This is a genomic window from Streptomyces sp. CAU 1734 (genome assembly GCF_039888735.1).
Classification (GTDB): Bacteria; Actinomycetota; Actinomycetes; order Streptomycetales; family Streptomycetaceae; genus Streptomyces.
The window spans coordinates 155102-169200 of the sequence record NZ_JBDQQP010000009.1 but is presented as its reverse complement, the minus strand read 5'-3'; the positions used below and the strand labels follow the sequence as shown (position 1 = coordinate 169200).

Below are 14099 nucleotides of genomic sequence, written 5' to 3'. Positions count from 1 at the left end.
TCGGAGAGACGGCTGAGCGGCCGGCTCAGACCTCGGGAAGGTCCGCGGCCTTGACCGTACGCGCGCGGCGGCGCGGCTTGGCCTCCGGCTCGACGGCCTCGGCGGCGGGTGCCGCCTCCGCCGTCTTGACCGCGCGGGTGCGGGTCCGACGGGGCTTGGCCTCGGCCTCGGCCGCCGGGGCGGTCTCGGCGGTCTCGGCCGCTTCGGCCTTGACCGCACGGGTACGCGTCCGGCGCGGCTTGACCTCGGCCTCGACGGCCTCGGTCGCGACCGCTTCGGCCTTGGGGGCGCGGGTGCGGGTCCGGCGGGGCTTGGTCTCCGCGGCCACGGGCTCGGCCGCCTCCGCGACCGGCGCGGAGACTGCCACCGCCTCGGCCGCGGCCACGGGCGCCGCGGACTCGGCCGACTCCACGGTGTCCGCCGCCTTCACCGCACGGGTGCGACGGCGCCGGGGCCTGGCCTCGGCCTCCGCCTCGGGCGCGGCCTCGGGCAGCGGGGTGACCACGGCCTCCGCCTGCTGCTCCACGACCGGCTGCGCGCCGGTCCTGGTGCGCCGGCGACGGCGCGGAGTGCGGGGTTCCGACGCGTCCGGGGCGACCGGGGTCACAGCGGACTCCGCCGGCGCGGCCGGCGTCTCCGACACGACGGCGGGCTCGCCCGAGCGGGTGCGGCGGCGCTGGCGCGGGGTGCGGGTGCGCGCGGGGCGCTCCTCCACCGCGGTGGCGCCCGCGGCGGACTTGCGGCCCCGGCCGCCCGTCTCGCCGAGATCCTCCACCGCTTCCGCGGCCAGACCGGCGCGCGTGCGCTCGGCACGCGGCAGCACACCCTTGGTGCCGGCCGGAATGCCCAGCTCCTCGAAGAGGTGCGGCGAGGTGGAGTATGTCTCGACCGGGTCGCTGAAACCGAGGTCCAGCGCCTTGTTGATCAGCTGCCAGCGCGGGATGTCGTCCCAGTCGACCAGGGTGACCGCGGTACCGGAGGCACCGGCCCGGCCGGTGCGGCCGACTCGGTGGAGATAGGTCTTCTCGTCCTCGGGCGACTGGTAGTTGATGACATGGGTCACACCCTCGACATCGATGCCGCGCGCGGCGACATCGGTGCAGACGAGGACGTCGACCTTGCCGTTGCGGAAAGCGCGCAGGGCCTGCTCGCGCGCGCCCTGCCCCAGGTCGCCGTGGACGGCGCCGGAGGCGAAGCCGCGCTGGGCGAGCTGGTCGGCGATGTCCGCCGCCGTGCGCTTGGTCCGGCAGAAGATCATCGCGAGTCCGCGGCCGTCGGCCTGGAGGATCCGCGAGACCAGCTCGGGCTTGTCCATGGAGTGCGCGCGGTAGACGCGCTGGGTGATGTTGGCGACCGTCGCACCCGTGTCGTCCGGCGCGGTGGCGCGGATGTGGGTGGGCTGCGACATGTAGCGGCGGGCGAGCCCGATCACCGCGCCCGGCATGGTCGCGGAGAAGAGCATGGTCTGCCGGCGCGGCGGCAGCAGCTGGATGATCTTCTCGACATCCGGCAGGAAGCCGAGGTCGAGCATCTCATCGGCCTCGTCGAGGACGAGGACCCGGACCTTGGAGAGGTCGAGCTTCTTCTGCCCGGCCAGGTCCAGCAGCCGGCCCGGGGTGCCGACGATCACATCGACGCCCTTGCGCAGGGCTTCGACCTGCGGCTCGTAGGCACGGCCGCCGTAGATCGCGAGGACCCGGACATTCCGCACCTTGCCGGCGGTGAGCAGGTCATTGGTGACCTGGGTGCACAGCTCGCGGGTGGGGACGACGACCAGGGCCTGCGGGGCGTCGGTGAGCTGGTCGGGACGGGCCCGGCCGGCTTCGACGTCCGCGGGGACGGTGACGCGTTCGAGGATGGGCAGACCGAAACCGAGGGTCTTGCCGGTGCCGGTCTTGGCCTGGCCGATCACATCACTGCCGGAGAGCGCTACGGGGAGCGTCATCTCCTGAATGGGGAACGGGTTCAGAATGCCGACGGCTTCGAGTGCTTCGACGGTCTCGGGAAGGATCCCGAGATCCCGGAAAGTGGTTTGCTGCGTAGTCAGGGTGTTGCCTCTTCTGTGAGACGCGGCCTGAGGCGAACGATGGGGGTCGTACCGCACCCGGAATAGCGGGCCGGCCGTGGGTTGGCCGGATGGTGCGGGACCACTGCCTTCGCTCGAGCGCTCTTACCGCTGAGGGGGCCCCTCGTATTGCGGCCGTACGCCGTGGGGCACACGGTCCGCGTGGAGGGCGGTCGGTTCGGAGCCGATCGTGTCACCGACCGGGCATCCACATGGGGGTCAGAAGGAATGAATCCCTCAGTCAAACAGGGGGTTCCAAACAGTGTGATCGCCCGCCGAGAATCAAGAAAACGCTCAGCAGGCGCATTACCACTGTACCCCGGATTCGCGCATCTGTGTTGGGCGATTTGACGGGAACCGGGTCCGGGCGGGTTCCCGGACCGCCCCCGACGGGGAAAGGGCGCGGCTGACCAGCCCCTTCCGGCGGGGGAGCGGCGGGCTATTGTGCGCTTCATGGAGACGCCTGACAACGCCGCTGAGTCCGCTGAGCTCACCGAGACCGCCCCGACCGACGAACCCACCGGGATCGCGGCCCAGGACTGGGCCGCCGCCTCCGCCGCCCCCCAGTACCGGGCGGCGGTCGTGGATCTTCTCGGCGCTCTCGCCTACGGAGAGCTGGCCGCGTTCGAACGGCTGGCCGAGGACGCGAAGCTCGCGCCGACCCTGGGCGACAAGGCGGAACTGGCGAAGATGGCCTCCGCCGAATTCCACCACTTCGAGCGGCTGCGCGACCGGCTCACCGCGATCGACGCCGAGCCCACCGCCGCGATGGAGCCCTTCGCCCGTCCGCTGGACGACTTCCACCGCCAGACCGCGCCGTCCGACTGGCTGGAGGGCCTGGTCAAGGCGTATGTCGGAGACTCGATCGCCAGTGACTTCTACCGTGAGGTCGCGGCCCGGCTGGACACCGACACGCGGGCGCTGGTGCTCGCGGTCCTGGACGACACCGGCCACGGGAACTTCGCGGTGGAGAAGGTGCGCGCCGCCATCGAGGCCGACCCCCGGGTGGGCGGACGCCTCGCCCTGTGGGCGCGGCGGCTGATGGGGGAGGCGCTCTCCCAGGCACAGCGGGTGGTGGCCGAGCGGGACGCGCTCTCCACGATGCTGGTCGGCGGGGTGGCCGACGGCTTCGACCTGGCGGCGGTCGGCGAGATGTTCACCCGGATCACCAAGGCGCACACCAAGCGGATGGCGGCGCTGGGCCTGGCGGCCTGACGATCCGGCGGGGGAGCCCGGGGCTCCCCCACCGCCGCGGCGGGATGATCAGAACGGGAACGCCCGGCGGAGCCGGTGCCCGGTCGGCCGCAGCAGCAGCGACAGCAGCACCGCCCCGATCAGTACCGCCCCGACGAGAGTCCCGGCGGTGTGGCCGGGACCGAGCGCCACATGGGTCACCCAGGCCCCGAAGAGCGCGCCGAGCGGACCGGTGACGAAGACCAGACGGCGCGCCGGGAGCCGTGCGGAGAGATGACGGTCGGCGGCCCAGGCGAGGGCGAGCCCGAGCAGAACTGAACCGAGAGCTGCCAGCAGCACTGTTGATCACCTCACGAACACGGGTGGGGGCGAATCGGTTACAGCCCGTACTACCCGATGCCCGCCGGAAACAACCCTCCGGCACGCGTGAACACCAGGCGAAACCCGGGAAACGAGAGTGGGCTGTACGGGAAGATCTCCCCGTACAGCCCACATCGCTGTTCGTCCCGCTCGCGTCCTACAGCGCGCCGAAGCCCACACGCCGGGTGGCGGGCTCGCCGATCTCGACGTAGGCGATCCGGTCGGACGGGACCAGAATCCTGCGGCCCTTGTCGTCCGAGAGGCTGAGCAGCCGCTCCTTGCCGGCCAGCGCCTGCTCCACGGCTCGCTCGACGTCCTCCGCGGACTGCCCGCTCTCCAGAACGATCTCCCGGGGCGTGTGCAGCACCCCGATCTTGACCTCCACGGCTATGTCCCTCCGAACGGTCAGTGCGTTGCGCGGTCAGCCGCGCCGTACCCAGCACACATTAGCCGGGCGGAGGGGCCGCGCAGTCGCCCCGGGGAACGCCAGGAGCGAACAGCGCGTGATGCGCCGGCGCCGGCGTGTCAGTCCTGGTCGGCCTGCGGCTCCGCGCCGTGCAGCGGGAAACCGGCGATACCCCGCCAGGCGAGCGAGGTGAGAAGCTGCACCGCGGTCGCGCGCGGGATCGCGGACTCACTGGAGAGCCAGTAGCGGGCGACCACCTGGGAGACCCCGCCCAGCCCCACGGCGAGCAGCATGGACTCGTCCTTGGAGAGCCCGGTGTCCTCGGCGATCACATCGGAGATCGCCTCCGCGCACTGGAGCGACACCCGCTCGACCCGCTCGCGCACCGCGGGCTCATTGGTCAGATCCGACTCGAAGACCAGCCGGAAGGCGCCGCCCTCGTCCTCCACATAGGCGAAATAGGCGTCCATGGTGGCCGCCACCCGCAGTTTGTTGTCGGTGGTGGAGGCGAGCGCGGTGCGCACCGCCTGGAGCAGTGCCTCGCAGTGCTGGTCGAGCAGGGCCAGATAGAGGTCCAGCTTGCCGGGGAAGTGCTGATAGAGCACGGGCTTGCTGACACCCGCCCGCTCGGCGATGTCGTCCATCGCGGCCGAGTGATAACCCTGGGCCACGAAAACTTCCTGGGCGGCGCCCAGAAGCTGATTCCTGCGGGCTCGGCGTGGCAGACGCGTGCCCCGCGGGCGCGCCGCCTCTGTCTGCTCGATGGCTGTCACGCCGCCTCCCAAATGTGTTCCGTGCGCGCTGTGCGCAGCGCCGCCATCGTACTTTTGGGTAACCCCCGCGTGCGCGTCGCGGACGCAGAATTTCACGGACCGGACAGTCGCGGTAGCTCTCTATTCGTGGGCAAAGAGGGACAGGTCACCGGTAGTCGTCCTCGTCCGTCACCACCACCCGTGACTGCTCCACGGCGTCCGCCTCATTCGCCGTTCCGGGATCGATGTCCGTCAGCGGATCGTCACGTTCCGGAACCACCACCTCCGCCCGCTGCTCGGCCGCGTCGGCCTCGGGAACCTCCCGGTCGACGGCGGCATGCTCCTGACCGCCCGCTCCGCCGTCCCCGCTCGGCGGGGCCGCGGGCGCCGGGCGCTCCGGCCCGTGCGGACTCCGCTTGTGACGAGGGTGCGCGCCGGTCTCGGCGGAGACATCCGGATCGACGGGATCGACAGCCATGGCGGCACCGCTTTCCCTTGGGAGGCGTCCGGGCACCCGATGTCACCGAGTGCCGGGACTGATACCCGGACGGCCCGGTTAAGGGCTCTTCCTAAGAGCGTAGGAGCTCCGGAATCGTGGCGCTATGCGGCTGTGATGCCGAACACAGGAACTGCGGTGTGATCGTCTCGTAACATTGCCGCCATGTCTTCGACCGAGCTGCCCGGTATTCCCGCCGCCGCTGCCGCAGCGGCGGCCCCCAAGGTCGCCGCCGTCAGGGTGGGCGAAGGGGAGGAATTGCGCTCCGTCACGCTCCCCGGACTCACCCTGAACATCCGGTCCAGGCCGCCGGCGCGCACCGGGCTGCCGCCCGCGCTCTGCGTTCACGGCCTCGGCGGCTCCTCGCTGAACTGGTCGGCGCTGATGGAGCTGCTCGCGGACGAGGTGGACGCCGAGGCGGTCGATCTCCCCGGATTCGGGGACTCCCCGCCGCCGGACGACGGCAACTACTCGATCACCGGACACGCCCGCGCGGTGATCCGCCATCTCGACGCGGCGGGCCGGGGGCCCGTCCATCTGATGGGCAACTCCCTGGGCGGCGCGGTCTGCACCCGGGTGGCGGCCGTCCGGCCCGATCTGGTGCGCACCCTCACCCTGGTCTCCCCGGCCCTGCCCGAGCTCCGCGTGCAGCGCACCGCCGTCCCCACCGGACTGCTCGCGCTCCCCGGGGTCACCCGGCTCTTCAGCCGCGCCACCAAGGGCTGGACGGCGGAGCGGCGGACCAGGGGTGTGATAGCACTCTGTTACGGAGATCCCTCCCGGGTCTCCGAGGAAGCGCTCCGCCACGCGGTCGAGGAGATGGAGCGGCGCAGTCAACTCCCCTATTTCTGGGACGCGATGACCCGATCCGCGCGCGGTATCGTCGACGCGTACACGCTCGGCGGGCAACACGGACTGTGGCGACAGGCGGAGCGGGTGCTCGCGCCGACCCTGCTGGTCTACGGCGGACGCGACCGGCTCGTCTCCCACCGGATGGCGGGCAGAGCCGCCGCGGCGTTCCGGGACTCGCGGCTGCTGACCCTGCCGGAGGCCGGACACGTGGCGATGATGGAGTATCCCGAGACGGTCGCCCGGGCCGTCCGGGAACTACTCGACGACACCGGTAGGAGCTGAGCGGAGCCCGTGGGACGACACAGCCGAAAAGGCCCCGCGCCCAAGGGCCCGGAGAACGCACCGCCCCGTACCCCGGCAGCGGAGACCGGCCGGGAGCGACCCGCCGCCCCTGCCCCGGGGAACCCCGGGCCCGCGGGCGCCCGGGGTCCGGGCGCCGTGCCGCCCCCGTACGCCGCGGGGCCGCACGCCCCCGCCCCGTACGGCACCGGCTTCCACGCGCCGGCCTCGTACAACACCGCCTCGCACAACGCCTCGCACAACGCCGCGTACAGCGCGGCCCCGCCGCAGGCGCCCGCCGAGCACACCGCCGCGGCGCAGGGCGTCCCCCGCACCCGGGGCGGCCATCCCGAGCAGTACGAGGCCGGCGGCGGCTGGGGCGGTGCGCCCGTGCCGGCGCCGCCCCGTGGAGGGCCGCGCCGCCGGGGCGGGCCCGCCCCGGCGCCGGCCGGGCCCCGGATACCGGGGCAGCGCGCGGAGACCGCCGGGGGCCCCGCCGATCCCTATGCCTCGGTCACCGACTGGCCCGACGACGCACCCGCGCAGACCCCCGCGGACGCCCCCGGCGACGGCGGCCGGGAGGACCGCGGCCCTGGTGCGGAGGAGCCCGGCAGCCCCGCGAAGGGCGGCCGGGGCGGCAAGGGCCGCACCCTCACCGGGATCGCCGCCGCGGCCGTCACCACCGTCCTCGCGGTCGTCGTGGCCGGGCAGGTCGCGGAGGACCGCAGAGGCGGGACCGGCACGACCACCAGCGACCGGGACCGGGCCGACGAGGAGGCCCCCGCCTCCCGCTCCGACGAACGGCAACCGCCGTCCCCCGCCGCCGCGCCCCCCGAGCCGCCCATCTACGAGACTCTGATGGCCGCCCGTTTCTCGATCGATCCCAAAATGAAGGGCGACGGGAAATTCGAAGCCGTTCCCGGATTCGACCAGGCGCCCGGCAAGGGCCGCAAGGTCCGCTATCGAGTGGATATCGAAAAGGGCCTCGGCATGGACGGAAAACTCTTCGCCGATGCCGTTCAGCGCACCCTCAATGACAATCGGAGCTGGGCCCACAACGGCGCCATGACTTTCGAGCGGATTTCCTCCGGGGAGCCGCGATTCGTGATCACGCTCGCCAGTCCGATGACCACTCACGCATGGTGCGCGAAATCCGGTCTCGACACCTCCGTCGACAATGTCAGCTGTGATGCCGCCTTCTCCGACCGGGTGGTGCTCAATGCCTACCGGTGGGCGCGGGGTTCGGACACCTACGGTCCCGGGGCCATGCATGCCTACCGCCAGATGCTGATCAACCATGAGGTGGGCCACCGCCTCGGTCACGGTCATGTGAACTGCGCCACGAAGGGCGCACTCGCCCCGGTGATGCAGCAACAGACGAAGTCACTGAAGATCGGCGGGATCCAGTGCCGCCCCAATCCCTGGCCCCACCCGGGGAGTTGACCCGTCCGCCCGCCCCGCTCCGGCCCCCGGGGCGGACCCTCCCCGGGGTGTCCGTCTCCCGGGACGGCCGTCTCAAGTCGGCCTGGAAGGGCTTTGACATCGGCGAGGGGGTCGTACATATTGCTCGGCATGTCGCACCACGCCGCCCTCGCCGATCGCGCCGCTCTTGAGCTGGCGCTCATTGGCGTGACCGGGCACAGCGTGGCCGATATTCACTGTCGCTGACGCCTGCCCGAGCGCGCACCGGCCGTATCCCCGATCGCCCCACCCGGTCAGAATCCTCTGATCAGGTCTTCCGCGATCGATGTCTCATGGCTGGTTTCCCTTGGCCGGATCTTCCGGCCGATCGCCGCGCACGGGCGTTCCGCACGTCCGCAGGCGCGGCCATCGCATTCCTTCCGTTCCTCCTGGATTCCGTCCGGACGCCCCGGGCCGGTGCATCAGCCACCGGTCACGGGCCGCCGCCCACGATGCGTGGGACGCGGGTTCACGGTCACGGATCACGAGTACACCGGATCACGAGTCCGGGGCCGGGATTCCCCCGGCACCCGGTCTCGCTCCCGTCGCCTGCGCAGACAATTCCGATTTTCTTGATCTGCCCGACTGGAGAGGTTTTTCCGATGCGTCAACTGTCCCTCATATCCCGCCGTGTGGCAGCGGCTGCCATCACTCTCGCCGTGGTCTCGGGCGCCGCCGCCTGCGCCGGACCGCAGGACAGTGACAGCGAGGACCGCGCCGCCGACTCCGCCGAGGGCAAGCCCGCCAAGGGCGGCACGCTCACCGTGCTGAACTCCGAACCGCAGAGCGACTTCGACCCCGCCCGCCTCTACACCTCCGGCGGCGGCAATGTGCCCTCGCTCGTCTTCCGCACGCTCACCACCCGCAATCGCGAGGACGGCCAGGCCGGCACCGAGGTCGTCCCCGACCTCGCCACCGACACCGGCCGCCCCAACCAGGACGCCACGGAGTGGACGTACACCCTCAAGGAGGGGCTGAAGTACGAGGACGGCACCCCGATCACCTCGGCCGACATCAAGTACGGCATCGAGCGCTCCTTCGCCGCCGAGCTCTCCGGCGGCGCGCCCTTCCTCCGCGACTGGCTGATCGGCGGCGACGCCTACCAGGGCCCGTTCAAGGACAGCGAGGGCCTGGCCTCCGTCGTGGTCCCGGACGCCCGGACGATCGTCTTCAAGCTGCGCAAGCCCCAGGGCGACTTCCCCTTCCTCGCCACCCAGACGTCCTTCGCCCCGGTCCCCAAGGCCAAGGACACCGGCACGAAGTACGAGGAGCGGCCCGTCTCCTCCGGCCCCTACAAGGTCGTCAGCAATGAGGGCGACGGCAAGCGGCTGATCCTGGAGCGCAACTCGCACTGGTCGGAGAAGACCGACGCCGAGCGCAAGGCGTACCCCGACCGGATCGACGTCAGATCCGGGCTCGACTCGGCGGTGATCAACCAGCGCCTCTCCACCGGCTCCGGAGCCGACGCCTCCGCCGTCACCACCGACACCAACCTCGGCCCCGCCGAGCTCGCCCGGGTCGCGGACGACAAGGAACTCGCCTCCCGCGTCGGCACCGGCCGCTTCGGCTACATCAACTATCTGGCCTTCAACCCGAAGGTGAAGCCCTTCGACGACATCAAGGTGCGCCAGGCGATCTCGTACGCCATCAACCGCACCAGTGTCATCAACGCGGCCGGCGGCTCCGCGCTCGCCGAGCCCGCCACCACCTTCCTGCCGGAGAAGAAGGCGTTCGGCCACACGCCGTACGACCACTTCCCGGCCGGGAAGACCGGCGACCCGGCCAAGGCGAAGGAGCTGCTGAAGGAGGCCGGCAAGGAGAATCTGAAGATCACCCTCACCCACTCCACCGAGCAGAACCGGCAGACCAGCCCCGAGGTCGCCACCGCCGTGCAGGAGGCACTGAAGAAGGCCGGGATCACGGTCGAGCTCGAAGGTCTCGAACCCAACGCCTTCAACGAGGCCCGCTGGAGCGCCGCCAACAGCCCCGGCTTCTTCCTCTCCCGCTGGGGCGCCGACTGGCCCTCCGGAGCGCCCTTCCTCGCGCCGATCTTCGACGGCCGGCAGATCGTGAAGGACGGCTCCAACTACAACCACGCCCAGCTGAACGACCCGGCGGTCAACAAGGAGATCGACGAGATCAGCAAGCTGACCGATCTGGACGCCGCCGCCGTCCGCTGGGGCGCGCTCGACAAGAGGATCGGCGCGCAGGCCCTGGACGTGCCGCTGTTCCACCCCGTCTACAAGCGGCTGTACGGCAAGAACGTGAAGAACATCGTGATCAGTGACTGGACCGGCGTTCTCGACATCTCGCAGGTCTCGGTCAAGTGAGTGTCGTGCACGACGCGGTGAACACCGGGGGTGACGCATCCGGACGTGTGCCGGGTGCGCCGCCCGCGGTCCCGGCCGGGGCCCCGGGAGGGGGCCCCGCCGGGGTGCCGGTGATCGCCGGCGCGGTGCCGACGGCCGGCGCGCTGCGGCGGCTCGTCCGCCGCCCCGCCGCCCTGGTCTCCGCCGGGGTCCTCGCCCTGCTCGTCCTCCTCGCCGTCGCCGCCCCGCTGCTGACCGCCCTGGCCGGCCAGGACCCGAACACGTACCACGACCATCTGGTCGACTCCGCCCGCGGCGGGGTCCCCATCGGCTCCTTCGGCGGGGTGAGCGCCGACCACTGGCTCGGTGTCGAACCGGGCACCGGCCGCGATCTGTTCGCCCGGCTGCTGTACGGGGCACGGATCTCGCTGCTGGTCGCCGTCGGCGCCACACTGCTCCAGGTCGCCATCGGCGTGGCGGTCGGCCTCGCCGCCGGCCTCGGCAACCGGTGGGTGGACGGCTTCCTCAGCCGTACCACCGATGTCCTGGTCGCCCTCCCGATGCTGGTGCTCGCCATCGCGCTCACCGCCGTCGTACCCCCCGGCTTCCCCCGCCCGCTGCTGCTGATCCTGGTCATCGGCGCGCTCGGCTGGGGCGGCACCTCCAGGATCGTGCGGGCGCAGACCCTCGCTCTCAAGCGGCTGGACTTCGTGGCCGCCGCCCGGCTCGCCGGAAACCGCCCCGGGCGGGTGGCCCGGCGCGAACTGCTGCCGTCCCTGGCCGCACCCGTGATCACCTACGCGGCGATCCTGCTCCCCACGAACATCGTGGTCGAGGCATCGCTCTCCTTCCTCGGTGTCGGCGTCAAGCCCCCGACACCGTCCTGGGGGCAGATGCTCTCCTCCGCACAGACCTGGTTCCGCGCCGATCCGATGTATGTCCTGCTCCCGGCCGGACTGCTCTTCGTGACCGTGCTCGCCTTCACCGTCCTCGGGGACGCGGTCCGCACCGCGCTCGACCCGCGCCAGGCGAGCCGGCTGGGCGTCGGCACCCGGAAGGAAAAGGCGTGACACGCTTTCTGCTCAAACGGCTCGGCAGCGCGTTCTTCGTGCTGTTCGCCCTCTCCGTACTGGTCTACGCGCTGTTCTATCTGCTCCCCGGCGACCCGGCCCAGCTCGCCTGCGGCGAACGCTGCACCCCGGCCCAGGTCGACCAGGTCCGGGAGCGGATCGGACTGAACGAATCCGCCCTCACCCAGTACGGACAGTTCCTCCAGGGCCTGGTGGCCGGACGCGAGTACAGCGCCGGTACGGGCACGGTGCACTGCGACGCGCCCTGCCTCGGCCTGTCCTACCAGAGCGATCAGCAGGTCACCGAGCTGATCCTGGAGCGGCTCCCGGCGACCGCCTCGCTCGCCCTCGGCGCCCTGGTGATCTGGCTGCTCGTCGGTGTCGGCACCGGACTCCTCTCGGCGCTGCGCCGGGGCGGGCTCACCGAGCGGGCGCTGACCGTGCTCACCCTCGCGGCGACCGGGATGCCGGTCTTCATTCTCGGACTGCTGCTGCTGATGGTGGTCTGCGCCCAGCTCCGCTGGCTGCCGTTCCCGACCTATGTCCCGCTGACCGAGGACCCCGAGCAGTGGGCGTGGAACATGCTGCTGCCCTGGCTGACGCTCGGACTCTTCGAATCGGCGAAGTACGCCCGGCTCACCCGCAGCTCCACCCTGGAGACGCTGGCGGAGGACCACATCCGCACTTTCCGGGCGTACGGGGTCGGCGAGCGGGCCATCGTCGGGCGCCACGCCCTGCGGGGAGCCGTGCCCCCGGTGATCGCGCTCAGCGCGCTCGACCTCGGCACCATGTTCGGCGGTGCGGTGCTCACCGAATCGCTCTTCGGCATCCCGGGCCTGGGCAAGACGCTGATCGACGGGGTGAAAGTGATCGACCTGCCCGTGGTGGTGGGTGTGGTGCTGGTGATCGGCGCCGCGGTGGTGCTGGCGAATGTGGTCGCGGATCTGATCCATGCCGCCACCGACCGAAGGGTGGTGCTGTCATGACGACGCCTCTGGTGGAGGTCACCGGACTCACGGTGCGATTCCCGGGTGCCCCGGTGCACGCGGTCGACGGAGTCTCCTTCTCGCTGGCACCGGGGGCCGCGCTCGGCCTGGTCGGCGAGTCCGGCAGCGGCAAGAGCACGGTCGCCGGCGCCCTGCTGGGGCTGCACCGCGGCACCGGCGCGCACACCTCGGGGACCGTCCTGGTCGGCGGCACGGATGTGGGCACGGCCGGCCCGCGCGAGCTGCGGGAGCTGCGCGGCGCGGTGGCGGCGATGGTCTTCCAGGATCCGCTCTCGGCGCTGGATCCGTACTACGCGATCGGCGACCAGATCGCCGAGGTGCACCGGGTGCACACCGCCGTCTCCCGGCGGGCGGCCCGGGCGCGCGCCGTCGAGGTGCTGGACCGGGTCGGCATCCCGGACGCGGCCCGGCGGTCCCGCTCCAGGCCGCACGAGTTCAGCGGCGGGATGCGGCAGCGCGCGCTGATCGCGATGGCGCTGGTCTGCGAACCGCGGCTGCTGATCGCGGACGAGCCGACGACCGCTCTGGACGTGACCGTGCAGGCGCAGATCCTCGATCTGCTGCACGGGCTGCGGGAGGAGACGGGGATGGGGCTGCTGCTGGTCACCCACGATGTGGGGGTGGCGGCGGAGAGCGTGGACGAGATCCTGGTGATGAAGGACGGGCGGGAGATCGAGCGGGGGCCGGTGGGGGAGGTGCTGGCGAAGCCGTCGCGGCCGTACACCCGGGCGCTGCTGGCCGCGGTGCCGACGGTGGACGGGGTGCGGGCGGGGGGCGCGGCCGCGGCGGGGCACGGGGTCGCGGCGGCCGACAGGGGGTCGGGGGGCCACGGGGTGCCGGCCCCGGGTCATTCCCCGGCTGCCACGGCTGCCCTGACTGCCCCCGCTGCCCCGGTTGTCACGACCGTCACGGCTGTCAAGGAGGGCATTCCGCTGCTGGAGGTCTCCGGGCTGCGGCGCGAGTTCGGGCGCGGGCGCGGCCGGGTGGTCGCGGTGGAGGGCGCCGACCTGACCCTGCACGCCGGTGACACCCTCGGCGTCGTCGGCGAGAGCGGCAGCGGGAAGACCACCCTCGGCCGTCTCCTGGTCCGGCTGCTCGACCCGACCGCCGGCACCATCCGCTTCGACGGAGCGGAGATCGGCGCCCTCTCCGAGCGGGAGCTGCGCCCGCACCGAAGCCGGCTCCAGATGGTCTTCCAGGACCCGGTCGCCTCCCTCAACCCGCGCCGCTCGATCGGGGAGTCGATCGCCGACCCGCTGCGGGCCACCGGAGTGCGCGACGAGCGGCTGATCAGGGCACGCGTCCAGGAGTCCCTGGAGCGGGTCGGGCTCGACCCCGACCGGTACCGCGCCCATCCGCACGAATTCAGCGGCGGACAGCGCCAGCGCGTGGGCATCGCCCGGGCGCTGGTCGCCGAGCCCCGGCTCATGGTCTGCGACGAGCCGGTCTCCGCGCTCGACGTCACCACCCAGGCGCAGGTCGTCGACCTGCTGCGGGAGCTCCAGCGGGAACTCGGCATCGCCCTGGTCTTCATCGCCCACGACCTGGCCGTCGTCCGGCAGATCAGCGACCGGGTCGCGGTGATGCGCGGGGGCCGGATCGTGGAACAGGGGCCGGTGCGCGAGGTGTACGGCGCCCCCCGGGACCCGTACACCCGGCAGCTCCTCGCCGCCGTCCCCACCCTCGATCCCGAGCTCGCCCGGATCAGGCGCGCCGAGCGCCGGGAATGGGCCGCTGCCTGACCCTCAGTGACCAAAAGCCTCTTTAGCGCGACGAAACGCGGTGAGGGGGCGAAAGTTACGTGCATTCACCCCTTCCGGTGGTGCGGCGGACAACCGTCCGCCGCAC

Annotated in this window: 13 protein-coding genes; 8 read left to right on the top strand and 5 right to left on the bottom strand. The window is 71.9% G+C overall.

Translation table 11 applies throughout. The features are described 5' to 3' along the window. Nucleotides 1-25: 25 nt before the first annotated feature. Complete coding sequence (locus AAFN69_RS18870; RefSeq protein WP_347729722.1) at nucleotides 26-1945, bottom strand: DEAD/DEAH box helicase; 1920 nt, start codon at nucleotides 1943-1945, stop codon at nucleotides 26-28. Between the two features lie 573 nt (nucleotides 1946-2518). Here AAFN69_RS18870 and AAFN69_RS18865 point away from each other — a divergent pair. Further along, nucleotides 2519-3280, top strand: a complete 762-nt coding sequence (locus AAFN69_RS18865; RefSeq protein ID WP_347729721.1) for a ferritin-like fold-containing protein — start codon at nucleotides 2519-2521, stop codon at nucleotides 3278-3280. A gap of 48 nt (nucleotides 3281-3328) precedes the next feature. Here AAFN69_RS18865 and AAFN69_RS18860 read toward each other — a convergent pair whose 3' ends face one another. The 4 genes from AAFN69_RS18860 to AAFN69_RS18845 all read right to left on the bottom strand — a co-directional run bounded on the left by AAFN69_RS18860 (nucleotide 3329) and on the right by AAFN69_RS18845 (nucleotide 5255). Then, nucleotides 3329-3598, bottom strand: coding sequence for a hypothetical protein (locus AAFN69_RS18860; RefSeq protein ID WP_347729720.1), 270 nt, complete (start codon nucleotides 3596-3598; stop codon nucleotides 3329-3331). Between the two features lie 178 nt (nucleotides 3599-3776). After that, on the bottom strand, nucleotides 3777-4004 hold the full coding sequence (locus tag AAFN69_RS18855) for a DUF3107 domain-containing protein (protein ID WP_347729719.1): 228 nt from the start codon (nucleotides 4002-4004) through the stop codon (nucleotides 3777-3779). Nucleotides 4005-4144: 140 nt separating this feature from the next. Next, a complete protein-coding gene (locus AAFN69_RS18850; protein WP_347729718.1) occupies nucleotides 4145-4798 on the bottom strand; it encodes a TetR/AcrR family transcriptional regulator in 654 nt (217 codons plus the stop codon). A gap of 145 nt (nucleotides 4799-4943) precedes the next feature. Then, nucleotides 4944-5255: a hypothetical protein gene (locus AAFN69_RS18845; RefSeq protein WP_347729936.1), complete on the bottom strand. Its 312-nt coding sequence runs from the start codon at nucleotides 5253-5255 to the stop codon at nucleotides 4944-4946. 183 nt (nucleotides 5256-5438) lie between these two features. Here AAFN69_RS18845 and AAFN69_RS18840 point away from each other — a divergent pair, with 183 nt between their 5' ends. The 7 genes from AAFN69_RS18840 to AAFN69_RS18810 all read left to right on the top strand — a co-directional run bounded on the left by AAFN69_RS18840 (nucleotide 5439) and on the right by AAFN69_RS18810 (nucleotide 13993). Beyond that, a complete protein-coding gene (locus AAFN69_RS18840) occupies nucleotides 5439-6407 on the top strand; it encodes an alpha/beta hydrolase (protein ID WP_347729717.1) in 969 nt (322 codons plus the stop codon). 156 nt (nucleotides 6408-6563) lie between these two features. After that, a complete protein-coding gene (locus tag AAFN69_RS18835; protein WP_347729716.1) occupies nucleotides 6564-7847 on the top strand; it encodes a DUF3152 domain-containing protein in 1284 nt (427 codons plus the stop codon). A 129-nt stretch (nucleotides 7848-7976) separates the two neighbouring features. Continuing rightward, nucleotides 7977-8072 (top strand): Ms4533A family Cys-rich leader peptide, encoded by a 96-nt coding sequence (locus AAFN69_RS18830; protein WP_347729715.1) that lies wholly within the window; start codon nucleotides 7977-7979, stop codon nucleotides 8070-8072. Nucleotides 8073-8467: 395 nt separating this feature from the next. Next, nucleotides 8468-10195 (top strand): ABC transporter substrate-binding protein, encoded by a 1728-nt coding sequence (locus AAFN69_RS18825; protein ID WP_347729714.1) that lies wholly within the window; start codon nucleotides 8468-8470, stop codon nucleotides 10193-10195. Nucleotides 10196-10305: 110 nt separating this feature from the next. After that, the gene (locus AAFN69_RS18820; RefSeq protein ID WP_347729914.1) at nucleotides 10306-11244 is read left to right on the top strand and encodes an ABC transporter permease; all 939 of its coding nucleotides are present in this window, start codon (nucleotides 10306-10308) and stop codon (nucleotides 11242-11244) included. Continuing rightward, nucleotides 11241-12230: an ABC transporter permease gene (locus tag AAFN69_RS18815; RefSeq protein ID WP_347729713.1), complete on the top strand. Its 990-nt coding sequence runs from the start codon at nucleotides 11241-11243 to the stop codon at nucleotides 12228-12230. The genes AAFN69_RS18820 and AAFN69_RS18815 overlap by 4 nt, the downstream gene beginning before the upstream one ends. Then, nucleotides 12227-13993: an ABC transporter ATP-binding protein gene (locus AAFN69_RS18810; RefSeq protein WP_347729712.1), complete on the top strand. Its 1767-nt coding sequence runs from the start codon at nucleotides 12227-12229 to the stop codon at nucleotides 13991-13993. Before AAFN69_RS18815 ends, AAFN69_RS18810 begins: the two co-directional genes overlap by 4 nt. Nucleotides 13994-14099 lie beyond the last annotated feature (106 nt).

What these genes read in the sequence shown, in the direction of transcription:
- AAFN69_RS18865 (WP_347729721.1), top strand. Translation starts at nt 2,519, where the DNA reads ATGGAGACGCCTGACAACGCCGCTGAGTCCGCTGAGCTCACCGAGACC.
- AAFN69_RS18825 (WP_347729714.1), top strand. Translation starts at nt 8,468, where the DNA reads ATGCGTCAACTGTCCCTCATATCCCGCCGTGTGGCAGCGGCTGCCATC.
- AAFN69_RS18810 (WP_347729712.1), top strand. Translation starts at nt 12,227, where the DNA reads ATGACGACGCCTCTGGTGGAGGTCACCGGACTCACGGTGCGATTCCCG.
- AAFN69_RS18830 (WP_347729715.1), top strand. Translation starts at nt 7,977, where the DNA reads ATGTCGCACCACGCCGCCCTCGCCGATCGCGCCGCTCTTGAGCTGGCG.
- AAFN69_RS18845 (WP_347729936.1), bottom strand. Translation starts at nt 5,255, where the DNA reads ATGGCTGTCGATCCCGTCGATCCGGATGTCTCCGCCGAGACCGGCGCG.
- AAFN69_RS18870 (WP_347729722.1), bottom strand. Translation starts at nt 1,945, where the DNA reads ATGACGCTCCCCGTAGCGCTCTCCGGCAGTGATGTGATCGGCCAGGCC.
- AAFN69_RS18840 (WP_347729717.1), top strand. Translation starts at nt 5,439, where the DNA reads ATGTCTTCGACCGAGCTGCCCGGTATTCCCGCCGCCGCTGCCGCAGCG.